The sequence below is a fragment of the Micromonospora sp. WMMD710 genome, from assembly GCF_029626045.1.
Lineage (GTDB): Bacteria > Actinomycetota > Actinomycetes > Mycobacteriales > Micromonosporaceae > Micromonospora.
In genome coordinates this window covers 4,830,540-4,856,128 of record NZ_JARUBD010000001.1, presented here as the reverse complement: position 1 = coordinate 4,856,128, position 25,589 = coordinate 4,830,540, and the positions used below count along the sequence as shown (strand labels likewise).

The following is a 25,589-nucleotide window of genomic DNA, read 5'->3' as shown; positions in this document are numbered from 1 at the left end:
TCGTGCTCGCCGCCGGGACGCCCGCGGCGGGCCTCAGCACCGCGACCGGTGAGCTGTTGGCCGACCGGCTCGCCGACCAGCTACGCCGGGCCGGGGCGGCCGAGGTGCGCTTCGCCGCCACTTTGGACGAGCTGGCCGCGCTGGCCGACGCCGCCGACGGTCCGCTGCTGGTCACCGGCACCGACCTGGTGGCGCACACCGCCGTCCTGCGGCACCTCGCCACCAGCCCGGTGGGGCCGACCGTGGCGCTGGTGCTGACCGACCCGCCGGTGCCCGGCCGGACGGCCGTGCGTGAGGAGCGCGGCCAGGTGGTCGACGCCGGCCCGCTGACCGACCTCGACGGCGACGCCACCGGCGTGTTCGGAGGCGCGCTGCGGGTCGGCGTGGACGACCTGCCGAACCTCGCCGCCGCCGCCCGGGCCGCAGCCGTCGGCGCGCGGCCCGTCACCGCACCGCTCGGCCCGGCCGGCGACGTGTCGCCGCTGCCGGCGGGCGGGGGCGCCGGCCACGACGATCCCTCCTCCGCCGTGGACCGGCTCTTCGCGGGCCTCGCGGCGCTCGGCACCCTGATCTTCGCCCAGCGGGTACGCCTGCTCGTGGCGCACCGGGTCGAGGACGCCGCCGAGCTGGTCGCCGCCGAGGCGGCGGTGACCTCGGTCGACGAGGACCGGGCCGAGCTGCGGCTGGCGGTGAAGGAGAAGGACGACTTCTTCACCACGTACTTCGTCAGCACCTGGTCGCCGCACGTGGTGCGGTGGGCGGCCCGACTTCGGCTCACCCCGACCGGGGTGACGGTGATTTCGGTGCTGTTCGCGCTGGCCGCCGCGGTGCTGTTCGGGGTCGGTGGGCGGCTGGCGCTGGTCGGTGGCGCGGTGCTGCTCTACCTCGGCTTCGTGCTCGACTGCGTGGACGGCCAGCTGGCCCGCTACACCCGGCACTTCAGCGCCTGGGGTGGCTGGCTGGACACGATGGCCGACCGGGCGAAGGAGTACCTGGTCTACGCCGGTCTGGGCTTCGGGGTGAGCCACGCCGGCCTGGGCAACGGCTGGGCCCTCGCCATCGCCGCGATGACGTTGCAGACCGTGCGGCACATGACCGACACCTGGTACGGGGTGCTGCACGACGAGGCGGCCCGCCGGCCACGGGCGGCGGCGGGTGCCAGCGGCGGGATCGGTGACCGGCTGAACGCCGCGTCGACCCGGGTGCAGGCGGACACCGGCTCGCTGTCGTACTGGCTGAAGCGGACCGTGGTCTTCCCGATCGGTGAGCGGTGGGCGTTGATCGCGCTCACCGTGGCGCTGTTCAACCCGCTGGTCAGCCTGATCGCGGTGCTGGTCTGGGGTGCGCTGGCGTTCGCGTACACCGGGGCGCTGCGGACGTTGCGGGCCCGCTGGATGTGGGTGCCGGTGCTGGACACGGTCGACGCCACCCTGCACCGCGACGACGGCCCGGTGGCCCGCCGGCTGCCGGTGGTCCGCCCGATGGGGCCGCTCACCCTGGCGGTGATCGCCGCGCTCGGCCCGGCGGTGCTGCTGGTCACGGCGCTGTGGGGCGACACGCCCGACGGGCTGCGGTGGGCGGTGCCGGTGGCGCTGCTGGTGCTCCTGGCCGGCGGCCTGGGTGCCGGGGCCGCGCACAACGGTCCGCTGGACTGGCTCGTGCCGGCCGCACTGCGGGCCGCCGAGTACCTGTTCGCGATCGCGGTCGGGGTGGTCGGTGGCGCGCCGGGTTGGCTGATCTTCGCGTACGTCTTCGTGCTCACCGTGCACCACTACGACCTGACGGCCCGGCTGGAGAAGCGGCAGACGGCACCGCCGCTGCACGCGGCCACCCTGGGTTGGGACGGGCGTTCGGTCGTGCTGACCCTCGTGGCGATTGCCGGCATCGTGCGTATCGGCATGGCTACACTCGGTGCGTACCTTCTCGTGGTTTTCGTGGCGAGCGTCGTCCTGGCCTGGTTCGTCCGGCCGGCCCGTGGCGCGCGGGCGTCGGCCGCGCCGGTGGGCGCGGGAGGTGCCGTGCCGCGCTGACGGAGGGACGGCCGGATGACCCTGATCAGCTTCGTGGTGCCGGCCTTCCGGGTGCAGGGGTACCTGCGTGAGTGCCTGGACTCCATCCTCGGTCAGCCGATGACCGACCTTGAGGTGATCGCCGTCGACGACTGCTCGCCGGACGCGAGCGGCGAGATCATCGACGAGTACGCGGCCCGTGACCGGAGGGTCCGCTCGGTCCGGCTGCCGGAGAACGTCGGCCTCGGTCCGGCCCGCAACGCCGGGCTGGATCGGGCCGTCGGCGAGTACGTCTGGTTCCTCGACGGCGACGACTGGCTGGCGCCGGAGTGTCTGCCGGCGGTCGCCGAGCGGCTGCGCGCCACCAGCCCGGACGTTCTGCTGGTCGATCACGTCCGGACGCACTGGAACGACACCGTCACCCGCAGCGCGATGGCCGAGGTGTTCCCGGAGTCGCCCGGCGCGGCCACCTTCGGGCTGCGGGAGCGGCCCGAGGCGATGCGGCTGCTGCACACGGCCTGGAATCGGCTGGTCCGCCGACAGTTCCTCGTCGAGCTGGGGTTGCGCTTCGCGCCGGGCTGGTACGAGGACGTCTCCTTCAGCTACCCGGTGCTGATGGCGGCGCGTCGGATCGGCGTACTCGATCAGGTCTGTGTCAACTACCGGCAGCGCCGCGCCGGCGCGATCACCCGGACCCGCGGCGACCGGCACTTCGAGGTGTTTCCGCAGTGGCATCGGGTGTTCCACCTGATGGATGAGTGGGGGCCGGCGACGGACGCCCTGCGGCCGGCGGTCTTCGAGCGGATGATCTGGCACTACCTGACCGTGCTCGGCAACGGCCAGCGCATCGCGCCGGAGCTGCGGCCGGCGTTCTTCGCGCAGATCACCGCCGACTACGCGCGCTGGCTGCCGGCCGGCGGCTACCCGGTGCCGGACGGGGTGGAGGGGGTCAAGCACCGGCTCGTCGCCACCGGCCGGTGGCGGACGTTCAGCGCGTTGCGGGCCGCCAGCCGGGCCCGTGACACGGCCCGCCGGCAGGCCCGCACCGCGCGACGGCGGGTCGGTCCGGTGGCCCGGCGCGGTGCCCGACTGACCCGTGACGGCCTGCTGCGCGAGTACTACCGGGCGGAGCTGCGCCGGCCGGTGGACCCGACGCTCGCGGTGTACGCGGCCTACTGGTTTCGGGGGTACTCCTGCAATCCGGCGGCGATCTACGAGGTGGCCCGCCGGCTGGCCCCCGGCGTCCGGGGTGTGTGGATCGTGCGCCGCGACCGGGTGGACGAGGTGCCGGCGGGGGTGGAGTACGTGGTCGCCGGCACCCCGGCCTACTACCGGGCGTTGGCCCGCGCCCGCTGGCTGATCAACAACGTGAACTACCCGGACTTCGTCCGCAAGCGGCCGGAGCAGGTGCACGTGCAGACCCACCACGGCACGCCGGTGAAGGTGATGGGGCTCGACCAGCAGCGCTACCCGATCGGTGCGGGCCGGATGGATTTCGCCGGGCTGTTGCGCCGGGTGGACCGGTGGGACTACAGCGTCAGCTCGAACAGCTTCTCCACCCAGATGTGGGACCGGGCGTACCCGGCCACCTACACCACTCTGGAGGTGGGCTACCCGCGCAACGACCGGCTGGTCACCGCCGGGGCGGACGAGGTGCGCCGGCTGCGCGCCGAGTTCGGCTTCGCCCCCGACGAGCAGGTGGTGCTGTACGCCCCGACGCACCGCGAGCACCTGCCCGGCTACCGGCCGCCGTTCGATCCGGACCGGCTCGTCGAGGCGCTGGGGGAGTCGGGCCGCCTGCTGATGCGCAGCCACTACTTCCACGACCGGGAGCGCCGTCCCGGCCGGCCGGTGGACCGCGAACGGGTTCGCGACGTCAGCGGCCACCAGCGGGTGGAGGATCTCTACCTGGTCGCCGACGTGCTGATCACCGACTACTCCTCGGCGATGTTCGACTATGCGGTGCTGGATCGGCCGATCGTGCTCTACACCCCCGACTGGGAGGCGTACCGGCTGGCCCGCGGTGTCTACTTCGACGTGACGGCGGAACCGCCGGGCGCGGTGGTCACCACGTTCGCCGATCTGCTCGACCTGTTCCGTACCGACGCGGTGCGCTCGGATGCGGCGGCCAAGGCCCGTACGCACTTCCGGGGCCGATTCTGCACTCTGGACGATGGGCGTGCGGCGGAGCGGGTGGTGCGCCGGGTGTTCCTGGGTGAGCCGGCCGAGTGGAGGTTGCCCTGCTGACCGCGGCGTGCCGCGTCCTGTCGCGTAATGGCAGCGTCACAGGGGGAACATGAGACGTTTACCCGATGTGCTGATTCGATGATCCTGGCCACAGTCTTGTGGGGTTCGGCCGACAAGCTGGGGGAGGTGACGGTGAGCACCGTCGCGCTCAAGGATGTAAGCAAGATCTTCAAGGACGGCACGCTGGCCGTCGACAGCATCAACCTGGATGTCAACGACGGCGAGTTCATGGTGCTGCTCGGCCCGTCCGGCTGTGGGAAGTCCACGGTGCTGCGGATGATCGCCGGCCTGGAGGATCCGACCCAGGGTGCGGTCCTGCTCGACGGGGAACTCGCCAACGACCTGCCGCCACGGGACCGGAAGATCGCGATGGTCTTCCAGGACTTCGCGCTCTACCCGCACATGACCGTCGGCGACAACATCGCGTTCCCCCTGCGGCTGTCCGGCGTCGAACCGGTGCCACGCGGTGAGCGGGTCACCGACGTCGCCAGCGCGCTGGGCATCGGCGACGTGCTGGCCCGCAAGCCGGGGCAGCTCTCCGGTGGGCAGCGGCAGCGGGTCGCGATGGGTCGGGCCATCGTCCGCCGGCCCGGCCTGTTCCTGATGGACGAACCGCTGTCCAACCTGGACAGCGGCCTGCGCGCCGAGCTGCGCGCGGAGATCTCCGGTCTCACCCGGGAACTCGGCGTCACCACCGTCTACGTCACCCACGACCAGGCCGAGGCGCTCACCATGGCCGACCGGGTCGCCATCATGCGCCGCGGCGTGCTCCAGGACGTGGGCACACCAACCCAGGTGTACGGGCGGCCGGCGACGCTCTACGTGGCCGCGTTCCTGGGCAGCCCGCGGATGAACCTGCTGGAGGCGTCGGTCTACGTCCACCTCGACCGGTACGTCACGCTCAACCTCGGCGAGCAGTCCCTCTACCTGCCCTGGAACGACATCCGGAGCCGGGCGGTGGCGCACTACCACGGCGAGCGGATCGTCGTCGGCATGCGCGCCGAGGCGCTCACCCCGGTCTCCCCGGACAGCGCCGGCGACGTGCTGCACGGCCGGATCCGCTACCTGGAGCACCACGGGCACGAGTCGCTCGCGTTCCTCGACATCGGGGCCACGGCGATCATGGTCGACGAGATGGGTGCTCCGTTGGACCCGCCGCCGGTGGGTCAGCGGGGCCTGCGCCGGTTCGGCTCGGTGATGCAGCGGCTCACCGGTAAGCCGGTCGAGCCGGTCGAGGCGCCGACCGGCGGCAACCGGACGAGCGTTCTGCCCGACCCGGGCCGGCACCACCGGCGCCCCGCGGAGCTGGCGGTGCGGTTGGCGCCGTACCCGGCGGTCACCGCCGGTCACCAGCTCGCGGTCTCGGTGCGGATGGACGCGCTGCACTTCTTCGACGAGCGCGGAGCGCGGATCGACGTCGGCTGGCGCTGACGACTCGCCGCGACGGGGTGGCGGCGGCATCGACCGGTGTCCTACCGTCTGCGCACCCAGTCCACTGTGAGACTCCACCGAGAGGGGTGCACCCGTGTCGGGTGACCGTCCCAGCCCGCTCGTCATCGAGCGCATCCTGCGTGACCGCCAGGGCATCTGGCAGCAGATCGTCGCCGAAGGTGACCTGAACGCGTTGACCGGGCGGATGCTGGCCAGCTCCGCCATCGCGCTCGCCTGCTACGGGGCGGTGCTGGGCGCGTTCCACAGCCCGTTGATGGCGCTGACCTCCGCGCTCAAGCTGCCACTGCTGTTCCTGGTCACGCTGGCCATCTGTCTTCCCACGCTCTACCTGTTCAACCTGGTCTTCGGTGCCCGGCTCTCGGTACGCCAGTCGCTGGCTCTGGTGATGGTGGCCATCACGGTCACCTCGATGCTCGCGGTGGCGTTCGCGCCGATCAGCCTCTTCTTCCTGATCACCGCCCCCGACTACGGGTTCTTCAAGCTGCTCAACGTGGCGATCCTGACCCTGTCGGCGCTGGTCGGGCTGCGCTTCCTGACCGGCGGGATGCAGGTGCTCAACGACCACGGCCTGCTCGCCCCGGAGGCCACGCAGGCCACCGCCCAGGCCCCGGCGCAGGTCGCCGCACCGGCGCAGGTAGCGCCAGCTGCCGTGCCGGCGGGCTCGGTGCCGGCCGAGGTGCCGGCCACCGGCCAGAGTGCCGAACCGGTCGCCGTGCCGGCCGGCGCGGCAGTGGCCGGGTCGACCTCGAACGGCGCCGCCACCGTCGCGCCGACGCAGGTCCCCGCGCAGTGGGTCGGGCAGCCGGCGGGCGCCTCGTTGCCGCCCGGCTACCCGCCGGCGCAGCGCCCGTGGGGCAGCCCGCCGGTGCGGCGCGGCGAGCCGACGCAGCGGCCGGCCAGCATGACCCTGCTCTACATCTGGATCCTGCTCTTCGGCTTCGTCGGCACCCAGTTGGCGTGGACGCTGCGGCCGTTCTTCGGCGACCCGGGCCAGGATTTCGCCCTCTTCCGCAGCATCGACGGCAACTTCTACGCAGAGATCCTGCGAACGATCGCCAACCTCTGACCCCACCCCACCCCTGCCTGGTCGATCATGGAGTTGTGGTGCCGGAAATAGCGGCTTCTGTCGCTTGTGTGAGGCAGCACAACTCCATGATCAACGCGGCTGGAGCGGGGCTTGCCGAGGTTGTTACCGGCGAGTAGCGTCGGGGCATGTCAGTCGACTCACGCCAGGTGGCGGCCGGGATGCTCGAAGCCGTGCCGTTCGCTCGTACGCTCGGCTTCGAGTTCGTCGAGGTCGCCCCGGAGGCCGACGGCGGGGTGCGGGCGGTCGTCCGGTTGCCCGACACGCCGGCCACCCACAACCACGTCGGCGGTCCGCACGCCGGTGCGATGTTCACCCTCGGTGAGACGGCCACCGGCGCGGTCGTCCTGGCCGCCTTCGGCCATCTCCTCGACCGGGTCACCCCGCTCGCCGTGCGCGCCGAGATCGCGTACCGCAAGTTGGCCCTGGGGCCGGTGCTGGCCACGGCCCGGCTCTCCCGGCCGCCGGCCGAGGTGATCGCCGAGCTGGACGCCGGGCGGCGTCCCGAGTTCGCGGTGCCGGTGGTGATCGCCACCGAGGATGGCAGGCCCACCTCGGAGATGACCGTGATCTGGACGCTGCGGCCCAACTGAGCCGCGTCGAGGGCGGCGGAAACGGGTTTGCGGAACCGGCCGGGTGGTTAGATTCGTACCGTGCTGGGCCTACCTGCTCATGTGACCGCCTGTCTCTTCGATCTGGACGGTGTGCTGACGCAGACCGCCCTGGTGCACAACGCCGCTTGGACGCAGACCTTCGACGAGTTCCTGCGGCAGCGCGCCTCCGCCACCGGCGAGCCCTTCCAGCCGTTCGACCCCGGCCCGGACTACAACCGCTACGTCGACGGCCGGCCCCGGGCCGACGGCGTCCGAGCGTTCCTCGCCTCCCGCGGGATCGTGCTGCCCGAGGGCAGTCCCGACGACCCGCCGACCGCCGACACGGTCAACGGTGTGGGCAACCGCAAGAACGTCCTGCTGCTGGACCGGCTGCGCAGCTCCGGTGTGGACGTCTACCCGGGTTCGGTGCGCTACCTGCAGGCGGCGGCCGCCGCCGGGCTGCGCCGAGCCGTGGTGACCGCGAGCGCCAACGGGCGTGAGGTGGTCGCCGCCGCCGGGCTGGAGCCACTGCTCGAAGCGCGGGTCGACGGGCTGGTGGCCCGGGCTCAGGGGCTGCGCGGCAAACCGCAACCCGACAGCTTCCTGGCCGGGGCCAGGCTGCTCGGTGTCGACCCGACGCGGGCCGCCGTCTTCGAGGACGCGCTGTCCGGCGTGGCCGCCGGTCGGGCCGGCGGCTTCGGTTACGTGGTGGGCGTCGACCGGGTCGGCCAGGCCGACGAACTGCTCGCCCACGGTGCCGACATCGTGGTCACGGACCTCGCCGACCTGCTCGACGCCGCCGACCCACCGGCGCCACGCCCGGCCGGACAGCGGGGCACCGCGTGATCCGGGAACGGGCCTACCCCGTCGAACCGTGGCACGTCCGGGAGACCCGGCTAGACATGGACGTGCTGGCCCAGTCCGAGTCGGTCTTCGCGCTCTCCAACGGGCACGTGGGGCTGCGCGGCAACCTCGACGAGGGCGAGCCGCACGGCCTGCCCGGCACCTACCTCAACTCGTTCTACGAGCTGCGCCCCCTGCCGTACGCGGAGGCCGGCTACGGCTTCCCCGAGTCCGGGCAGACCATCGTCAACGTCACCAACGGCAAGCTGATCAGGCTGCTCGTCGACGACGAACCCCTCGACGTGCGCTACGGCGAGCTGATCGCCCACGAGCGGATCCTCGACATGCGGGCCGGCACCCTGCACCGCGAGCTGCACTGGCGGTCACCGGCCGGCCGGGAGGTCAAGGTCCGCAGCACCCGGCTGGTGTCGTTCACGCAGCGCTCGGTCGCCGCCATCAGTTACGAGGTGGAGGCGGTCGACGGCCCGCTGCGGCTGATCGTGCAGTCCGAGTTGGTGGCCAACGAGTCGCTGCCGGCGCAGAGCAAGGACCCCCGGGTCGCGGCCGTCCTGGAATCCCCGTTGCAGGCCGAGGAGGAGCTGACCACCCCGGACGGCGGGCAGCTGATCCACCGCACCAAGGTGTCCGGGCTGCGGGTCGCCGCCGCGATGGAACACGAGGTGCACGGCCCCGAGCACACCACCATCGAGTCCGAGGGGTACCAGGACTGGGTCCGCACCACGGTCGGCTGCGTCCTCAAACCCGGCGAGAAGCTGCGGGTGGTCAAGTACCTGACGTACGGCTGGTCGAGCCGACGGTCGCTGCCCGCCCTGCGCGACCAGGTCGGCGCGGCGCTGGCCGCGGCCAAGCTGGACGGTTGGGAGGGGCTCTGCCGGGAGCAGCGCGGCTACCTCGACGAGTTCTGGGACGCGGCCGACGTACGGGTCGAGGGTGATCCGGAGGTGCAGCAGGCCGTCCGGTTCGGTCTCTTCCACGTGCTCCAGGCCGGCTCCCGCGCCGAGCGGCGGCCCATCTCGGCGAAGGGGCTCACCGGCCCCGGGTACGACGGGCACGCCTTCTGGGACACCGAGATGTTCGTCCTGCCGGTGCTCACGTACACCCAGCCGAGCGCGGTGCGCAACGCGTTGCACTGGCGGCACAGCACGCTGGACAGCGCCCGGGAGCGGGCCGAGACGCTGAACCTGAAAGGCGCCGCCTTCCCCTGGCGGACCATCGGGGGTCCGGAGTCCTCCGGCTACTGGCCGGCCGGCACGGCGGCCTTCCACATCGCCGCCGACATCGCCGACGCGCTGCGCCGGTACGTCCTGGTCACCGGGGACACCGCACTGGAGCGGGAGATCGGGCTGGAGCTGCTGGTCGAGACCGCCCGGTTGTGGCGTTCGCTCGGGCACCACGACCGGCACGGGCAGTTCCACATCGACGGGGTGACCGGCCCGGACGAGTACACCGCCGTGAAGAACGACAACGTCTACACCAACCTGATGGCGCAGCGGAACCTGCTCTCCGCCGCCGACGTGGTCATGCGCTACCGGGACGACGCCGCCCACCTCGGGGTCACCGACGAGGAGGCGGCGAGCTGGCGGGACGCGGCCAGCTCCATGCACGTCCCCTACGACGACGAGATCGGCGTCCACCAGCAGGTGGAGGGGTTCACCCGGCTCGAGGAGTGGGACTTCGCGCACACACCGGCGGAGAAGTACCCGCTGCTGCTGCACTACCCGTACTTCGACCTGTACCGCAAGCAGGTGGTCAAGCAGGCCGACCTGGTGCTGGCCATGCACTGGCGGGGGGACGCGTTCACCCCCGAGGAGAAGGTCCGCAACTTCCTCTACTACGAGCGGCGCACCGTGCGGGACTCGTCGCTGTCGGCCTGCACTCAGTCCGTGCTCGCCGCCGAGGTGGGCCATCCCGAACTGGCGCACATCTATCTGCGCGAGGCCGCGCTGATGGACCTGCACGACCTCAACGAGAACACCCGCGACGGCGTGCACATGGCCTCGCTGGCCGGCGCATGGATCGCCCTGGTCGGCGGCCTCGGTGGCCTGCGCGACCACGACGGCCGGCTGTCGTTCGCGCCCCGGCTGTCCAGTCGCCTGAGTCGGCTGGAGTTCTCGCTCCAGTGGCGTGGCCTGGCGCTGCGGGTGGACGTCCGGCCACACCAGACGACGTACTCGCTGCGGCACGGTGGGCCGGACGACGTGATCGAGCTGCGTCACCACGACCAGGATCTGCGGGTCACCTGCGACGAGCCGGTGACCGTGCCGGTGCCGCCCGCCGAGCCGTCCGCACCGCGGCCGGAGCAACCGCCGGGCCGGTCGCCGCTGCTGCGGCTGCCCGAGCACCAGCAGTAACGGCCGGGGCGGGAAGGATCCCGCCCCGGCCGTCGCACCGCTGGGTCAGATGGGCTCGCCGGTGGACGGGCGCCCGATCGCGTCCCGGGGCGCCATCGCCTTGGGGTCGTCGGGCAGGCGGGCCGAGGCGGCCTGGTCCCCGAAGTCCTGATTGCGCTCGGCGTCCTGTTCCCGCCGGTCCCGTTCGGTCATCTGCTGCTGCCGGGATATCTGCTGCTTGGCCATGGCGATCCTCGCGATCCGTCGGGGCGCGGTTGCGCCGACACGGTCTGCGGTCGCTCGTCGCGTACCCGACGCCCCGACGCACAAACGCGGCCGTACGGTGCCGCCGGCCGCGTGCGTGCCGTGCGGCGGGCCGGGTACCCGGACCGCAGGCGACCACGCGGAGGTGGGGGCATGGACGTGCGGCGCAGCACGGTGACGATTCCGGTGGGGGACGTTGAACTCCCCGCCGACCTGACGGTGCCCGCCCAACCGGTCGGCGTGGTGCTGTTCGCGCACGGCAGCGGTAGTTCCCGGCACAGCCCGCGCAACGTGGAGGTGGCCGGGACGCTGAACGACCGTGGGCTCGGCACGGTGCTGGTGGATCTGCTGAGCCCGGCGGAGGACGAGGTGGACGCGCGCACCGCCGAGCTGCGCTTCGACATCGGGCTGTTGGCGAACCGGCTCGCCGGCATCGTCGACTGGCTGGCGGTCGAGCGGCCCGCTGGTGACGTACCCATCGGCCTGTTCGGCGCCAGCACGGGTGCCGCCGCCGCCCTGGTCGCGGCGTCGTCCCGCGCCGACCGGGTGGGTGCCGTGGTCAGCCGGGGCGGCCGGCCAGACCTCGCCGGCGCCGCGCTGACCCAGGTGCGTACGCCGACGCTGCTGCTGGTCGGCGGCCTGGACGAGGAGGTGCTCGCGCTGAACGAGCAAGCGTCGGCCGAGCTGGGCGACGTCGGTGAGCTGCGGGTCGTCCCCGGTGCCACCCACCTCTTCGAGGAGCCCGGCACCCTCGACCGGGTCGCCGAGTTCGCCGGCGCCTGGTTCACCACCCACCTCAGCCGGTGATCAGACCGCTCGCGGCGGACCGGCGTCGTTGGACGGTGTCGATGACGCGCCAGACGACGGCGGTGATCGGGACGCTGACGAACGCGCCGGCGATGCCCGCGATCAGCGTGCCGGCGGTGACCGCCACCAGGATCACCGCAGGATGCAGCCGGACCTGCCGCTTCATGACCAACGGCTCCAGCAGGTTGCCCTCGATCTGCTGCACGGCGATGACCGCGGCGAGGGTGAGCAGCGCGGTGGTCGGACCGTTGGCGGCCAGCGCCACCAGCACCGCCACCGCACCTGCCACGGTCGCCCCGATGATCGGCACGAAGCCGCCGAGGAAGGTGATCAGCGCCAGCGGCAGGGCGAGCGGCACCCGGAGCAGCACCAGGGCCAGACCGATGCCGATCGCGTCGATGGCCGCGATGAGCATCGTTCCCCGGCTGTACGCGCCCAGCGTCTGCCAGCCGGCCCGGCCGGCCTCGGTCATCACCGGCCGGGTCGGATCGGCCACCCGGGACAGCATCCAGTGCCACATCGATCGGCCGTCCTTGAGCAGGAAGAACAGCAGCACAAGGGCGAGCAGCGCGGAGCCGACCACCTCACTGGCGGTCCGGGCGCCCGCCACCGGGTCCGGTGAGCTGCCACTGAGCCCCTGGCGGGCCTGCTCGACCAGCTTGTCCAGTTGGGCGTCGCTGACCGGCAGCGTGGACGTGACGAAGTCCCGACTGCGATCCAGCCCCTGGGTCAGCTCCTGGCTGAGCTGGTCGAACTGGCTGGCGGTCAGGTTCCACACCAGCGCGCCGAGCCCGACCAGGATGCCGAGCAGCAGCAGCACGGTCAGCAGCGCGGCCAGCGCCGCCGGCAGGCGCAGTCGGCGCAACAGGAGCAGCACCGGGTCGAGCAGCGCGGTGAGGAAGATGGTGGCGGCCAGCGCGATCGCCAGTGGCGCCAGCAGTACGGCGATCTTGCCCAGCAGGTAGAGCCCGGCGACGATCACCACCAGGCAGGCGCTCCACAGCACCGCCGTGCGGACCAGCCAGGGCAGCGCCGTCCACGCCTGGCGCGGGCCGGTGCCGTCCGTCACCGGGCTGCCGTCCGTCGTCGTCGTGCTGCCCGTCGTCACCGTGCTGCCTCGTGTCGGTGTGCTGCCGGTGGTCGGCGCGGTGTCCGCACCGGGTTCGTCTGCCGCCATGTCGGCCCTCCTCGATCTCGGCGAGGTCGGTACCCGGCCGGCCGTGCGCCGACACCCGCTGGGGCTGGTCGGCGGCGTGGCGTGTGTATTCAGGACAGTCCGGATGGGCCGGTTCGCGCCGCCCGCGCGGATCGTACGCCGCTGCGGGCGCTCCGGTCGGGTGTTCACGGTCCACGCCCGGACCGTCGGTGTTTGCGCCGCCAGGCCCAGGGAACGCTGACGGCCCAGTACGCGACCGGGAAGCGATCGACCGGAGGGGGCACATCGTGGGTGACTTCATGGACAAGGCCAAGGACGTCGCGGACAAGCACGACAAGCAGGTCGACCAAGGGCTGGACAAGGCCGGCGACATGGCCGACAAGCGCACCGGCGGCAAGTACGACGACCAGATCGACAAGGGCGTCGACCAGGCCCAGGCGCGCACCGGTGAGGGCGATCAGGTCCGCTGACGTAACCGACGTCCCGGGCCGCCGAGGGTTCGGCGGCCCGGGAGTGCGGTCCGGACCGGACGATGGTCAGCGCTGCTGCTGCTCGCGCAGCTCGCCCATCGTGGTCGGCCGGTCGCTCAGTGCGTCGCGCAGCCGGTCGATCATCCCGGTGCCCGGGGCGAGCAGCTTGTTCGCCGGCGGGTGGTCCGGTGCGCCCGGGTGTGGTCGGGTCGGTGCGATCTGCTTGAACGCGGTCACCTTCGCGGCCAGCTCGACCAACTCCTCCCCGGCCGTGGCGGCACGCAGCCGGGGGAACAACTCGTTCTCCTCGTCCCGCACGTGGTGCCGGATGGTGCTGGTCAGGTGGGCGAGCAACTCGTCGAAGCGGGGGTCGGACGGGTCGATCGACTCCAGCTCCTTCATGGTCCTCTCGGCGTCGGCGTGCTCGACGATCTCGTGCTCGGCGATCTGGTCCCCGTCGGGCAGTACCTGGCGGGCGGTCGGGTAGACGTACGCCTCCTCGGCCTCCGCGTGACGGACGAGTTCGGCGATCACCACGTCGACGAGTTGGCGGCGGTACTCCGGGGTGCCCTGCCGGGTCTCCAGTTCGAGGAAAAGGACCTCGACTGCACGGTGGTCAGCGACGAGGATGTCGACGACGTCCTCGTCGTCGGTGGTCTCTGGACTGCTCATGTTCGGCCCCTTACCGGTTGCGGATCGGTGGGTGTGTGGCCCCTGGTACCCGGCACCGGTCGCACAAACCTACGGTCGCCGATGGATCCGCCGCCGGGCGTTGTCCGCGCAGGTACGGCTGCCATACGCTTCGTCTCGGCCCGCCCTCACGGTTTCCAGTGAGGAGCAGTCATGCCCTTGAACCGCCTGCTGGCCCTCGGGCTCGGCGCGTGCACGGCGGTGGCGCTGAGCGTCCCGCTGGTCGCGGCGCCAACGCGCTGCTCGCCGCGGCCCGACTGACGGTCGCACTGGACGCCCTCAACGGCCGCTGGCCCGGAGTGACCGTCAACGTCGGGCACCTGCACGCCGGGGATCGGCCGAACGTGGTCGCCGACCGCGCCCGGATGCTGGTCGACCTTTGCGCATGGCGCACCGGCGAGTACGAGGCCGCGCTGGCCGAGATCCGGCGGCTGGTGGCTCTGCCGACCGTGTCGGGGGTCCGGGCCGAGGTGTCCGTGCACGCGCCCACCCCGCCCTGGGAGCCGCGCCCGGCCGACCGCCGGCTCACCGAGTTGGCGGCGAAGGTGGGGGCGGGGCTGGGCGTACCGGTGTCCCACACCGCCACGGGTGGTTGTGCCGATGCGAACCTGCTGGCCGAGGCGGGTGCGGCGGTGCTGGACGGGCTCGGTCCGGTCGGCGGCGCGGACCACAGCCCGTCGGAGTGGCTGGACCTGGACTCCGTCGTACCCCGCACCGCCCTGCTCGCCGGCCTGATCGACCAGGTCAGCGGGGACAACGGCGGCTGACGCCGACGCCCGGTTGCCGGTGGTGCGGATGGGGTCGGCGGGGCGTACGGGCACGATTGCCGGGCCGCCGCCGGGGTAACCGCCGCCATGACCGACGACCGCCGACCAGCCGGCCCTGTGCGGTCGCGCCTCGACGAGGCCGCCGAGCGGAGCGGTCAGGTGGCCGAACGGGTGCGCCACCGCAGCGGGCAGGCTCGTCGGGTCCGGGCCCGGCAGTGGGAGGTCACCCTGGTCATCTCGCTCCAGGCCGGGTTGGCCGCCGCGATCGCCGCGCTGATCGCGAAGAACCTGCTCGGCCCGGGATCGCACGTCTTCGCTCCCGCCGCCGCCGTCGCCACGATCGCCACCGCCATCGGGCAACGGGCCCGGCGCACCTTCGAACTGCTGGGCGGCGTCGGACTGGGCATCGTCATCGGCGACACGCTGCGCTTCGTCCTCGGTTCGGGGCCGTGGCAGACCGGAGTGGTCGTCGCCCTGGCCATCGCCACCGCCCTGCTGGTGGCCGGGAAGGGCGGCCCGCTGGTCGGTCAGGCCGGCGGTACCGCAGTCCTGATCGCCACGCTGGCCCCGACGGGGCGGGGTCTGGAGTTGCCCCGGATCTTCGACGCGCTCGTCGGTGGGGCGGTCGGCCTCCTGGTGGTCGCGCTGCTGCTGCCGATCAACCCCATGCGGGTGCTGGACCGGGCGGCGACGCCGATCTTCGCGGTCCTCAGCGAGCAACTTGAGGAGCTGGCGCAGGCGCTGCGGCAGCGCAACGGCGACCGGTCGATGCGGGTCCTGGAACGGCTGCGCGGCACCGAGGAGGACCTGGGGCGACTGCACGACTCGCTGAGCGGGGCCGAGGAGGTGGTGACGATCGCGCCAGCGCGCTGGCACCGCCGCCAGCAGTTCCACGAGTACGCCCGCAGTGCGTCGAATCTGGAACGGCTGCTGCTGGACAGCCGTGCCATGGCCCGCTGGTCGACGACCGCCCTGCAGTACGACGAGCCGATCCCGCCGGAGCTGCCGGACGCGATCGCCCGGTTGGGTCAGGCGGTGGCGGAGATGCGGAGGGAGTGCCGGATGGGCGACTACCCGCTGTGCACCCGGAAGTTGGTCGAGGAATGCGCCGACCTGGCCGGGCGGGCCGCCGCGACCGGGGTGAAGTCCTTCGGCGACGCGCTCGTCACCGGCTTGCGTACCGCCTCCAGCGACCTGCTGCGGGCCGCCGGCTGCGAACCGGACGATGCCAACCGGATCGTGCGAAAAGCGGCAGGTGCCGGCGAGGCCGCCGTCCATCCGCCGCTGCGGCGACACCTGCACCGTGCCCGGCCCACCCGGGCCGCCCGCGCCCGCCGGCGTGCGCACCTCGCCGCCCGGCGGCGCGACGACGGCCGGGCCGGCCTCCCCCGCAGGGAGAGGCCGGCCCGGTGAGCCGTCAGGATCAGGAGGAGTAGCCGCGCTCGGCGATCCAGTTGGCGACCTTCGGCAGGCTCATCCAGTACTCGCCCAGCGCCGGGTCGGCCGGGTCGGCGACCCGGATCGTGTCACCGCCGTCGCGGTAGCCCACGAGCGTCAGATAGTGGCCGCCCTCGTACGAGTGCGGGTTGCCGTCGGTGTCGACGGTCGTGCCCTTGATGTTGGCCACCACCGGCCGGCCGGCGTCGACCGCGGCCAGGACGTCCTGGCGCAGCTTCTCGACCTGGTCGGGGCGGGCCACCGCGTCCCGGATCTCGGTGGTGCGGTACCTGCCGCCGGTCAGCTCGTTGAGCACCCGCGTGGTGTCCAGGGCTGAGGGGGTGCCGGCCTCGGTGGTGCCGAGCAGCTTGGCCACCTCGTCCTGGGAGACCGCCTTGCCCTGGGCGGACAACGCGATCCGAGTGGCTGCCGGACCGCAGTAGTAGAAGTTCGGCTGGGCCTGGTAGTCGATGCCGAGGATCCGCTCGCCGCCCTTGGCGGTCTGGCTCGACGAGGCCGGGGTGGCCTGCGCGGGGGCGGCCTGCGCGGCGACGGCGGGGCCGAGGGCGCATCCGCCGGCGACCAGCAGGCCGACGACGGACAGACCGCTCTTCTGCATGATCGGATTCATGGTCGAGTCTCCGTTCGGGGGTTGGCGCCTCCGACTGGCGGAGGCAGCGCACCGGGAATGGCGCTCGGCTCATCGGCCGGTGACGCCCGCAGCCGATCTGGGCTGCCGCTACGGGCGTCGCGACCAGGTGTAACGGCTGCTGGCGGTGGGGGATTCCGCAGGACCGCGGGTGCCCGGAGGAGACGAGGGCCGAAACGTGACCACCGGCACGCGAGTCAGTGCGCACGGAAACGGACAAGCGGCCGATTGTCGGACAGCGGGGTGCGGTCGGCCCAGGGCGTCAGAGACTGCCGAGCAGCCCGGTCACGGTGATCTCGATGACCACCCGCTCCGGGTTGGGGCGCGGCGTCCGGTACCGCTCCGCGTAGCGGCGCTCCGCCTCCGCCACGGCGGGCTGATCCGAGCGGAGCACCGCCCGGCCCTCGACGGTCAACCAGCGGCGCCCATCGACGTGACAGACGGCCACCGGGGTGCCGGCCGCACCGGCGGCGGCCACCTGCCGGGCCTTGCGGGAGGTGCCCGAGGTGATCACCCGAGCCAGCCCGGCCTCCGGGTCGAGAGTGACCCCGACCGGCACCACGTGCGGAGTGCCGTCGGCGCGCAGGGTGGTCAGCGTCGCGAGATGCCGTTCCGCGCAGAAGGCCGCCACGCGAGGGTCGCGTACGTCCAGCCGATGATCGCCCGCCATGCCCGTCCCCCGTCCACCGAACCGACCTCGATCATGGCACGCGGCGGCGCGCCCGATCCGGGTCCGACGGAGAGTCCGGCTGCCCCGGCAGTTGGCGCCCCGCCGCCCGCCGCTGGTGCACCAGTCGGGTGAGATAGATCAGCGCGCCGGCCAGGACGCCCATGTCGTCCAGATAGATCGGGTCGGGGAGCACGTCGATCGGGAAGATCGTGTAGATCAGTGCCCCGTAGAAGGCGACCTTGCCACCCGCGCCGAGCCCGGTCAGCAGCCGCCGGGTCCGTACCACCCGCACCGCGAGCAGCACCGCACCGACCAGTGTGGCGATCGCCAGGATGCCGGCGATCACCACGAGGACCCACGCCTCTCGGGACATGCCGTCACGCTAACCCACTACGGCCGTCGACGGCGGATCAGTACGCCGGCACCGCCGCGCGACCCCGAGCGACCACCTGGTTCTCCCGGGTCTGCTCGACCGACCGGCCGACCTCGCTCAGCGGCAGCACCGAGGCCGACTCCGCCACCCGTCGACCGCTCGCCTCGTGGGCCTCCTCGCGAAGGCTACGAGCCGCCGCGACCGCCAGTTCCGCCGCCCGCCACGCGGCCTGTTCCCGCTCGCGGGCAGCGGCGTGTCGAGCGGCCAGGTTGTCACGGATCGCCCGCTGCAACACCAGCTCCTGCTCCACCGGGTGCAGCCGCGGGTCCCAGCCGGCACGGTGCGCGAACACGTCACTGAGCTGTTCCACCGACAGCTCCCGCCGCCAGTACGCGTCCAGCGCGGCCCGGTGCAGGTAGCGCTCGCGGTCCGCGTACTCGGCGGGGGTGCGGGCGGTGTGCGGCAGCGGCATCGCCGCCGCCGTGCCGAGACGCCGGACGGCCGCCTCGGCGGCCTCGCAGGCCTGCCAGGCGGCCTCGACCTCATCCTGCGCGGCGACCCACTCCGCCCGGCGGCGCTGGGCGGTGGTGGTGGCCCGCTCGGCGGCCACCGTGACCTCCTGCGCGTAGCGGCTCTGCTCGCGCTCCTGGTGAGCCTGTTCGAGGTGGCTGGGCATGGCCGCACGGCGGATCCGGGCCCCCGGGTCGATGCGGAGTCGGCCGGGCCGCAGCAGCAGGGCGGCGACCGCGACCACGACGACCCCGAGCAGGCTCAGCCAGATGGCGGCGGCTCGGGGAACGTCGGGCAGAAGAGCGGAGAGGACGGTCTGCATGATCAGCACCTCGCGGTCGAATGGCGGGTATCCACGGATGGCAGGGAGGCGATCTCGACGACAGGGGCCGGATGGCCGGTCGGCCACGCCTCGGGGTCGGGTCACCGCTGGCCGGAGCCCGGCGGGTTGGTCACCGTTCGGTGCCGTCCGGCGGGTGTGGGGGGCCGGGAGGCCCCGACGGGTGACCTGGGCCGGGCCGCAGGAGCGGCCGCGGGCCGATGGTCGGCCGAGGTCAGTGGCTCGGCGGACCGCGTCGGGACGGGACACCTCGGCCGGGATCGACGGCCGGTGCGTGCTCGGGGCCCACGGTGACCGGAGCGGTCGCCGCACGGCGGTCGACCGTGCCGGTCGGCGGGGAGGTGACCGGGCGGCTCGCCTGCTCGACCGTGCCAGCGACGTCCGGTCGGAGGGTGTCCACCTGGCTGGTCACGGCGCTCGGCCGCGGCTGCGCCGGGGCGGGGGGTGCCGTCGCGGCGAGGGCGCCGCCGAGGCCGACCGCGAGCACCAGCGCGGTGACCGCCAGCCGGGTCAGCTCCCGCAGGGACCGCAGCACGGCCCACCGGGCGGGGCGGACGGACGCTGCGGACGACACCCGACCAACCTATCGCCCGCCCCGGCGTGGCGCAGCTCGATGAGAGCGCTTTGCGGCGTGACCACCACCACCGCGGCACTGTGGACGATCGCCGCCGGCACCCGAAAACGGCGGTGGCCCCGTCCAGGGGACGGGGCCACCGGAACGTGCTGCCGGGGTGTGTGCCTTACCTGTCGGTGCCGAGCACCGGGGGTGGGCCGGACTCACCCTCCCGCCACACCATCTCGTCCTCGGTCAGCCAGGTCAGCCGCTCGTCGGACTCGTCATCGTCGGAGTGGCCACGGCCGCCGAGCAGCCCGGGACGGGTCGCCGCGCGGACGGAGCCCGGGCGGGCGTTCCCGGCCTCCGCGCGCCGGCCGTCCATGCTGCGCCCGATGCCGCTGCCGGAGCGGTTGTCGGCCGGGGCTGGCGCGCTGGCCGGCCGGGCCGACGTGGTGGGCGTGCTGCCCGAGCTGGCGAGTGACGAGGTGCGCAGCACCCCGCCGGCCGGAGCCCCGCCCTGCGCACCGAAGAGCAGACCCGGGCCGCCGGCACTGGCGGGCATGGTGGCGGGCCCGGACAGACCGGCCAGGCCGGCGGCACCGCCGGCCAGCAGGGCACCGCCGACCAGCGGATCCGCGCCGGCGAGGCTGGTGCCGCCGCCCACGGTGTCGTCCGAGACGATGAGCACGCCCGGCGTGGCGCCGGTGTCCTGGTCGGGCACCGAGTCGTCACCGACGCCGACCACCGGCGGCTCACCGGCCCGGTCGGGCGTTCCGATGGTCGCGTCACCGGTGTGCGTGGTGTGGCCACTGATGGTGGGCGCGGCGGTGGGCGGTGCGGTGTGCGGGCCGCCGCGCGGCGTCGTCCGGTCGTTGGTGGTCGTCTCCGGCGTGTCCGGCGGAGGCGGAGGCGGATCGACCACCCGGTCGTACGCGGACAGGTCGTAACCGGCGGCCAGCTCGGCCACCAGGGTCACCATCCGCTGGTGGGCCTTCTGCTGCTCTTCCTTGTCCTGCTGGTGACCGAGCATGCCGCCGATCACGGCGCCGGGCAGGCCGAAGGCGCTGCCGGAGAGGGCGCCGTTGATCATCTGGTCGTTGTCGTCGGTCTCTTCCGGGTTTTCCGCCTGCTTGTGCGCGGTGCGCAACTGGCCGGCCATCATCGTGAGCCCCTGCTTGACGCCGGCCATCCCCTCGCCGAGCGCGTCGGAGTGCACGACGATCAGCCCCAGCCGTCGCTGGAACTCGCGGCCCGCCGAACCCGTCCAGGTGTTGCCGAGCTTGTCCAGGTCACCGCTCAGCTCCCGGCCGAGGCCGTCCAGGATGCCCTTGAGCGAAGCCCACTGGGCGGCTACGCCCTCGATCTGCTCCGGCTTGCCGGCCATCACGGCGTCGTACAACTCCTGGTGGCTGTGGCCCTGGTAGCGCTGGGTGTACTCAGACACGCCCGTCCCCCTTCGGCTCCAACGCCTGCTGGACCCCGGTCAACGCGGCGGTGATGTCGGTGGCGTTGGCCCTGTTGCGCGCCTCCGCCGTCCGGTAGTTGGCCAGGATCGTGCTGGTGGCCTGCTGGGCCGCCAGCACGGCCTGTCGGAGCCGCTCGGCCTGCTCGACGTAGGACTGGTGGACCGTGTTGTAACGGCGCGCGTTGTCGGTGGCGTCGGTGAACGACCCCAACGCCGGCGGGGTGCACTGCATCTCGGTGTTGAGCTTGCGCAACACCGACTCGGCCTGGCTCAGCCGGGCCGACAGGTTCTTGTGGAAGTCCTCAAGGGACAGCAGGTCGACTTCCGTGCGCCCGGTCATGGCAACCCTCCCCGTCGATCTGGTTGACAACCGTCAGCGCATCCAGGTTAGTTCACCACCGCGATCGCGGGCGACCCGTGTGAGCCGTTCAGCCGTCGGTGCCTGTCGATACCGCCGGGACCGCACCGCCTGCTCCTCCGGCCGGGGGCGTGGCGCCGGTCGTCGCGGTCGGGGCGGTCGCGGTCGGCGCGGCACCCTCCGGCGCGAAGAAGGCCGCCGCGTCCTCCGGGTCCAGAGTGGGCCCGGTCGGGATCAGCGCGAGCAGAGTCCCGGGCACCGCGAGGGGTGTGGCCCCGGCGTAGCCGAGCACGGCCAGCGTCTCGACCGACGCGAGCGGGTACCGGACGCCCTGCGGACTGATCAGATAGATCGTCGACCCGGCGGCGCCGGAACCGCTGGTCCCGGCCCCGGGCGCGGCCTGCGCGAGCACACCCTTCCCACCGGGCAGCAGCACCGCCTCGGCGGTACGCACCGCGTCCCGGGCGGTCTGGCGCACCGGCACCGGCCCCGGATCGGTCGCGGTCAGCTCCGCCGGTGCCCGGTCGAAGACCTCCAGGGTGGTGGTCGGCGGACCGCCACCGGTGCCCGCCCGGTACGTCGCGCACAGCGTGGTCTGCCCGGACCGGGCCGGGTACAGGCTCGGCAGCGTCTCCGGCAGCCCCTCCTCCTCCACCCGCTGGTCGACCAGCAGCTGACCGGCCTGGTTCGGGGTGATGTCGGTAATCTGACCGCCACCGCTGATCATCAACAGGGCGGTGATCTCGGTGACCGAGACGAGCCCTTCGCGAGCCAGCACGTAGTACCGGCCGGCCGCCTGGAACACCTGGCCGATGGTGGCCGGCCGGTCGCCCACGATCAGCCCGCTCCGCTCACCGTCGCCGGACAGTGTCGGCCTGCGCAGTGCCGGCCCGGCCGGGACCGCGTTGAGCAGTTGCTGCCCGACCCGCAGCTGGGTGGCGTTGGGCATCTTCAGCGCCGCGATCGTCTGCTCGCCACCGAGCACCTGGAGCCGGTTGTCACCGGTGAGCAGGTACCGCTCACCGTCCACGGTGACCAGCACCGCCCGGTCGCCCAGCGGCGCCCCACCGGGCAACGCCCGGTCGATCACGACCCGGGTGGTGGAGCGCTGCGGATCGGCCGGGTCCGGCACGTCGCAGACCGACCAGGGCAGCCCGGTCAGCGACGTGCGGTCCGGCAACGCGTCCGGGGCGCCGACGATGCCGAGCGTACGACCGCGAGGGCGGTCCCGCAGCGACGCCTGGGACATCGTCCGCACCGTCGGGTCCGGCACGTTCAGGATGAGCCGCGCCGACGTGTAGTTGAGGGCCGGATACAGCTGCCCGCCCACGAACACGTACGTCGCGCCGGTCTCCCGTTCGATGACCAGCGTCTTGTCTTCCAACGGCGCGGTGTTACCGGTCAACTGACCGTAGGCGCCCACCCCGCCGAGCACGATCGCGGCGGCGATGACACTGCCGAAGACCGCCATGCCGAGCCGTCTCATCGGCAGGTTGGTGGTCTCCGGATCGCCCGACAGCAGTGCGGAGACGATGCGGCGGGTGACGAAGCGGTACGCCTGCACCTGATCGCGGCGGGTCCGCATGACTTACCTCCGGCGGGATGGATCCGCGACGATCTCCTCGGGGTGCCGTCGCGGGCTTCCCTACGATAAGGGGCCGACGGCGGGTCTTCGGGACCACCGCCCGTGGCCGGCACCGGACCGACCCGGCGCAGAGCCGTACCGTGCAGGAGGGACAGTCAGCCATGACGCAGGTTCAGGCGCGACCCGCCCGAGCAGCCACGAGCCCGTCCGACGTCCCGGCACGAGCGACGCCACCGGCCGACCGTCCCGGTCGCGGCCGGGTCGGCCCGGTGCTCGTGGGGCAGCTCGTTCTGCTGGAGCTGTGCGCGGTCGCGGTCTGGGCCTCGACCACCGGCCCGAGTTGGCTGCTCGCCGCGGTGGGCACCGTGGCGGCACTGGTCGTCCTGGCCGCGTTCGCCCGCCGGGCCGGCCGCTGGTGGTTTGAGGACCTGCTGCTGCGCCGTCGACTGCGGCGACGCCGCGAACGCGCGACGGCGGCGCTGGCCGACGGCAGCGCCGCGGACCCACGCCTCGCCGCGCTCGCCCCCGAGTTGAGCGTCATCGAGCTGACTGACCGGGGCACCCGGCTCGGGATCGGGCAGGACGACAACGGCTGGTTCGCGGCGATCGCGTTGCAGTCCGGCACCGGCACGGCGGTCGGCTCGGTCGAGGCGTCCACCGTAGACCGAGCGCTGGCGGTGCTCGCGGACTTCGCCGCGCCGGTGTCCGGCACCCAGGTCGTCGCACACACCCTGGTCTGGTATCCGGCGCCCGGCGCGGCGCCAGCGGCGCACCGGACGGTCTGGGTGGCGCTGCGGCTCACCGTGCGCGACGCCCGTGTGGAGGCGGTGAGCCGGGGAGGCGGACTGGCTGGCGTACACCGGACGTTGGCCGCCGGCATCGGCCGGCTCGGCAAGGCGCTGACCGCGGCCGGGCTGTCCCACCGTCCGCTGGGTCGCGACGAGCTGCGCTCGGCGGTGGTCTCGGCCGCCGGGCTGGACCTCGTGCCGGAGCCACCGACGGAGACCTGGCAGGGGCTGCGCGGCGGCGGCTGGACGCACCGCTGCATGGCCCTGCGCGGCCGTCCGGACGCACCGCTCGGTCCGCTCGTGGACGCGGTCACCGCCACCTCTGCGCCGTCGCACACGGTGGCCGTGTCGGTGTCCGCGGACGGGCGGATGGCGGCGCCGCTGCTGCGGGTCGCGGCCATGGACAACCACGTGGAGGCGCTGGTCAAGGTGGTCCGGGAGGTGGCCGGCCGGGCCGGTGCGTCGGCCCGGCCGGTGGACGGGCAGCACGGCCCCGGTGTGTACGCGAGCGCGCCGGTCGGATCGATGCTGGGCGTCTCCACCCGCCCGCCGGCGCGCTGACCGGCTGGTCCGTGCTTCGGCGGTCAGGGCCGCAGGTTGACGATCCAGCCGTACAGCCCGCAGACCCAGACGGCGAGCGGCACCAGCGAGATGATCAGCAGGATCTCGACGATGTCGAGCAGCCGGCCCCAGACCGGTGAGATGCGCTTGCCGGCGACGGTCAGCCCGTAGACCAGGCTGATCACGGCGGCCAGCAGCAGCCCACCGAGGACCAGGCCGAGCCGGACCGGCAGCGACCCGTCGGCGAAGGCCGCCGCGGCGGCGAGGCCCAGCCCCACCGTGCCGGCGAGCAGCACCGGGACGCGCTGCGCCCGGCCCAGCAGCGGACGGGCACGCAGCAGCGAGAGCAGCCCCAGCACCAGGCACAGCAGGACCGCCGGCAGCCGGCCGTCCAGGGCGAGCACCAGCTCCGCGCCGAGGACCAGCATCGACACGGTCCACAGCAGACCGGTCAGGAACTCGTCGGCGCGCTCACTCTGCTGGAGCACCTGCCGGCCGTCGACCGACTCGTTGTCGGTCTTCAGGTCCTCCGGGCCGGTCGGGATCGACGGCACCGGCAGTCGGGCCAGCCGGTAGGCCACCATCGGCAGCGCCGGCACCGCGCCGAACGCGACCGCCGCGACCACCGCCGCCGCGGCCGCGGCGTCGATGCCAAAGGCCAGGCAGAGGAGTGCGCCCAGGCCGGTGGCCGCGCCCACGCCGATCGAGGCGAAGAACAGCGGGTACCGGTCACCGACCGCCAGCACCGCCACCGCCCCGCCGACCACCACGGCGGTCGCCGCGAGCAGGACGTGCGGGCTTGCCAGGTCGGTCAACGGCCGGTCGCCGGCCAGCAGCAGCAGACCCCCGGTGCCCGCGTGCACCAGGCCGACCATGGCCAGCACCGCGCCGGTCCGGCTGTCACCGGCGGCCCGGGACAGCACCGCCGCGCCGACCAGCAGCGCCACCGCCACCAGCAGAGCCGCCACCGCGCCGGGCAGGTGCGGTGGGCCGGCGAAGAGCGCGGCCAGCGCGCCGGCACCCAGCGCCGCCGCGGCGAACAGCACCGCGAAGGACCGGCTCTCGCCGACCTGCCAGGCACCGGGTCGCTGGTTGGTGGCGGTGGCCACCGCGTCCACCACGTCGTCGAAGACGATCTCCGGGGCCGCCGCCGAGCGGGGATTGAAGTAGAGCACCTCACCGTCGCGGACGCCGAGCTGCACCGCCGTACGCCCGCCGTCCAGCGGCGCACCGCCCAACCGGGACAGTGCCCAACCGCCGTGCCGCACCCCCTCGTCGGCGAGATCCTCTCCGGCGTAGCGCAGCAGGGTGGGGAGCAGGTCCGCCAACGGCACGTCCGACGGCAGGGCCAGATCCATTCGGGTACGCGGAGCCACGATGGTGATCCGGCTCAGACCACCGGTCGCCGTCTTCGTCGCCACAGTGGCCTCCAGGTGTCCGTCTACGATCGGCTGGCCGCGGTGCCGCGATGCGGGTCCACCGCGCCCACGGGAGATTACCTACGATGGCGTGCACGTACGATGCCCGCCCGCAGACTTCGGTCCGCGACGGCATGTCGTCAAGG

At 73.2% G+C, this 25,589-nt stretch carries 24 protein-coding genes; 12 read left to right on the top strand and 12 right to left on the bottom strand.

Going from position 1 to position 25,589, the window contains the following annotated elements; genetic code table 11:
• Nucleotides 1-2 precede the first annotated feature (2 nt).
• The 7 genes from O7620_RS22390 to O7620_RS22360 all read left to right on the top strand — a co-directional run bounded on the left by O7620_RS22390 (nucleotide 3) and on the right by O7620_RS22360 (nucleotide 10,600).
• Complete coding sequence (locus tag O7620_RS22390; protein WP_278127106.1) at nucleotides 3-2,030, top strand: DUF5941 domain-containing protein; 2,028 nt, start codon at nucleotides 3-5, stop codon at nucleotides 2,028-2,030.
• A gap of 15 nt (nucleotides 2,031-2,045) precedes the next feature.
• Complete coding sequence (locus O7620_RS22385; protein ID WP_278124931.1) at nucleotides 2,046-4,256, top strand: bifunctional glycosyltransferase family 2 protein/CDP-glycerol:glycerophosphate glycerophosphotransferase; 2,211 nt, start codon at nucleotides 2,046-2,048, stop codon at nucleotides 4,254-4,256.
• Nucleotides 4,257-4,388: 132 nt separating this feature from the next.
• Nucleotides 4,389-5,687: an ABC transporter ATP-binding protein gene (locus O7620_RS22380; RefSeq protein ID WP_151488022.1), complete on the top strand. Its 1,299-nt coding sequence runs from the start codon at nucleotides 4,389-4,391 to the stop codon at nucleotides 5,685-5,687.
• A gap of 94 nt (nucleotides 5,688-5,781) precedes the next feature.
• A complete protein-coding gene (locus tag O7620_RS22375; RefSeq protein ID WP_278124930.1) occupies nucleotides 5,782-6,774 on the top strand; it encodes a hypothetical protein in 993 nt (330 codons plus the stop codon).
• A 146-nt stretch (nucleotides 6,775-6,920) separates the two neighbouring features.
• Nucleotides 6,921-7,385 carry a DUF4442 domain-containing protein gene (locus O7620_RS22370; protein WP_151487987.1) on the top strand — a complete coding sequence of 155 codons (465 nt, stop codon included), beginning with the start codon at nucleotides 6,921-6,923 and terminating at the stop codon, nucleotides 7,383-7,385.
• Between the two features lie 60 nt (nucleotides 7,386-7,445).
• Nucleotides 7,446-8,231, top strand: a complete 786-nt coding sequence (locus tag O7620_RS22365) for an HAD-IA family hydrolase (RefSeq protein ID WP_151487988.1) — start codon at nucleotides 7,446-7,448, stop codon at nucleotides 8,229-8,231.
• Nucleotides 8,228-10,600 (top strand): glycoside hydrolase family 65 protein, encoded by a 2,373-nt coding sequence (locus tag O7620_RS22360; protein WP_278124929.1) that lies wholly within the window; start codon nucleotides 8,228-8,230, stop codon nucleotides 10,598-10,600. The genes O7620_RS22365 and O7620_RS22360 overlap by 4 nt, the downstream gene beginning before the upstream one ends.
• A gap of 45 nt (nucleotides 10,601-10,645) precedes the next feature.
• Here O7620_RS22360 and O7620_RS22355 read toward each other — a convergent pair whose 3' ends face one another.
• Nucleotides 10,646-10,825, bottom strand: coding sequence for a hypothetical protein (locus O7620_RS22355; RefSeq protein ID WP_151487990.1), 180 nt, complete (start codon nucleotides 10,823-10,825; stop codon nucleotides 10,646-10,648).
• Between the two features lie 171 nt (nucleotides 10,826-10,996).
• Between O7620_RS22355 and O7620_RS22350 the strand changes: the two genes are divergently transcribed.
• The gene (locus tag O7620_RS22350) at nucleotides 10,997-11,650 is read left to right on the top strand and encodes a dienelactone hydrolase family protein (RefSeq protein WP_278124928.1); all 654 of its coding nucleotides are present in this window, start codon (nucleotides 10,997-10,999) and stop codon (nucleotides 11,648-11,650) included.
• Here the strand turns inward: O7620_RS22350 and O7620_RS22345 are convergent.
• Nucleotides 11,640-12,827 (bottom strand): AI-2E family transporter, encoded by a 1,188-nt coding sequence (locus O7620_RS22345; RefSeq protein ID WP_151487992.1) that lies wholly within the window; start codon nucleotides 12,825-12,827, stop codon nucleotides 11,640-11,642. The two genes, O7620_RS22350 and O7620_RS22345, sit on opposite strands and share 11 nt — an antisense overlap.
• Before the next feature lie 266 nt (nucleotides 12,828-13,093).
• Between O7620_RS22345 and O7620_RS22340 the strand changes: the two genes are divergently transcribed.
• Nucleotides 13,094-13,276 carry an antitoxin gene (locus tag O7620_RS22340; RefSeq protein ID WP_278124927.1) on the top strand — a complete coding sequence of 61 codons (183 nt, stop codon included), beginning with the start codon at nucleotides 13,094-13,096 and terminating at the stop codon, nucleotides 13,274-13,276.
• A gap of 66 nt (nucleotides 13,277-13,342) precedes the next feature.
• Here O7620_RS22340 and O7620_RS22335 read toward each other — a convergent pair whose 3' ends face one another.
• Complete coding sequence (locus tag O7620_RS22335) at nucleotides 13,343-13,948, bottom strand: hemerythrin domain-containing protein (protein ID WP_278124926.1); 606 nt, start codon at nucleotides 13,946-13,948, stop codon at nucleotides 13,343-13,345.
• A 209-nt stretch (nucleotides 13,949-14,157) separates the two neighbouring features.
• Here O7620_RS22335 and O7620_RS22330 point away from each other — a divergent pair, with 209 nt between their 5' ends.
• Both O7620_RS22330 and O7620_RS22325 read left to right on the top strand, forming a co-directional pair.
• Nucleotides 14,158-14,733, top strand: coding sequence for a M20/M25/M40 family metallo-hydrolase (locus tag O7620_RS22330; protein ID WP_278124925.1), 576 nt, complete (start codon nucleotides 14,158-14,160; stop codon nucleotides 14,731-14,733).
• A gap of 87 nt (nucleotides 14,734-14,820) precedes the next feature.
• Nucleotides 14,821-16,146: an FUSC family protein gene (locus O7620_RS22325; RefSeq protein ID WP_278124924.1), complete on the top strand. Its 1,326-nt coding sequence runs from the start codon at nucleotides 14,821-14,823 to the stop codon at nucleotides 16,144-16,146.
• A gap of 10 nt (nucleotides 16,147-16,156) precedes the next feature.
• On the opposite strand, the gene O7620_RS22320 is transcribed toward O7620_RS22325, so the two are convergent.
• The 8 genes from O7620_RS22320 to eccB form a co-directional block, all read right to left on the bottom strand.
• On the bottom strand, nucleotides 16,157-16,801 hold the full coding sequence (locus tag O7620_RS22320) for a C39 family peptidase (protein ID WP_151487996.1): 645 nt from the start codon (nucleotides 16,799-16,801) through the stop codon (nucleotides 16,157-16,159).
• 280 nt (nucleotides 16,802-17,081) lie between these two features.
• Nucleotides 17,082-17,489 carry a TIGR03618 family F420-dependent PPOX class oxidoreductase gene (locus tag O7620_RS22315; RefSeq protein ID WP_278124922.1) on the bottom strand — a complete coding sequence of 136 codons (408 nt, stop codon included), beginning with the start codon at nucleotides 17,487-17,489 and terminating at the stop codon, nucleotides 17,082-17,084.
• Nucleotides 17,490-17,520: 31 nt separating this feature from the next.
• Entirely contained in the window at nucleotides 17,521-17,862 is a 342-nt protein-coding gene (locus tag O7620_RS22310) for a YkvA family protein (protein WP_151487998.1), read from the bottom strand.
• A 37-nt stretch (nucleotides 17,863-17,899) separates the two neighbouring features.
• Nucleotides 17,900-18,694, bottom strand: coding sequence for a hypothetical protein (locus O7620_RS22305; RefSeq protein WP_278124911.1), 795 nt, complete (start codon nucleotides 18,692-18,694; stop codon nucleotides 17,900-17,902).
• 232 nt (nucleotides 18,695-18,926) lie between these two features.
• Nucleotides 18,927-19,286: a hypothetical protein gene (locus O7620_RS22300; RefSeq protein WP_278124909.1), complete on the bottom strand. Its 360-nt coding sequence runs from the start codon at nucleotides 19,284-19,286 to the stop codon at nucleotides 18,927-18,929.
• A 166-nt stretch (nucleotides 19,287-19,452) separates the two neighbouring features.
• The gene (locus O7620_RS22295) at nucleotides 19,453-20,712 is read right to left on the bottom strand and encodes a WXG100 family type VII secretion target (RefSeq protein ID WP_278124908.1); all 1,260 of its coding nucleotides are present in this window, start codon (nucleotides 20,710-20,712) and stop codon (nucleotides 19,453-19,455) included.
• Nucleotides 20,705-21,073, bottom strand: coding sequence for a hypothetical protein (locus O7620_RS22290; protein ID WP_278124906.1), 369 nt, complete (start codon nucleotides 21,071-21,073; stop codon nucleotides 20,705-20,707). The genes O7620_RS22295 and O7620_RS22290 overlap by 8 nt, the downstream gene beginning before the upstream one ends.
• Nucleotides 21,074-21,161: 88 nt before the next feature.
• A complete protein-coding gene (gene eccB / locus O7620_RS22285) occupies nucleotides 21,162-22,676 on the bottom strand; it encodes a type VII secretion protein EccB (protein ID WP_278124904.1) in 1,515 nt (504 codons plus the stop codon).
• A 161-nt stretch (nucleotides 22,677-22,837) separates the two neighbouring features.
• Between eccB and O7620_RS22280 the strand changes: the two genes are divergently transcribed.
• A complete protein-coding gene (locus O7620_RS22280; protein WP_151488004.1) occupies nucleotides 22,838-24,025 on the top strand; it encodes a type VII secretion protein EccE in 1,188 nt (395 codons plus the stop codon).
• Nucleotides 24,026-24,048: 23 nt separating this feature from the next.
• Here the strand turns inward: O7620_RS22280 and eccD are convergent, their stop codons facing one another.
• Nucleotides 24,049-25,446 (bottom strand): type VII secretion integral membrane protein EccD, encoded by a 1,398-nt coding sequence (gene eccD, locus O7620_RS22275; protein ID WP_278124902.1) that lies wholly within the window; start codon nucleotides 25,444-25,446, stop codon nucleotides 24,049-24,051.
• Between the last annotated feature and the right edge of the window lie 143 nt (nucleotides 25,447-25,589).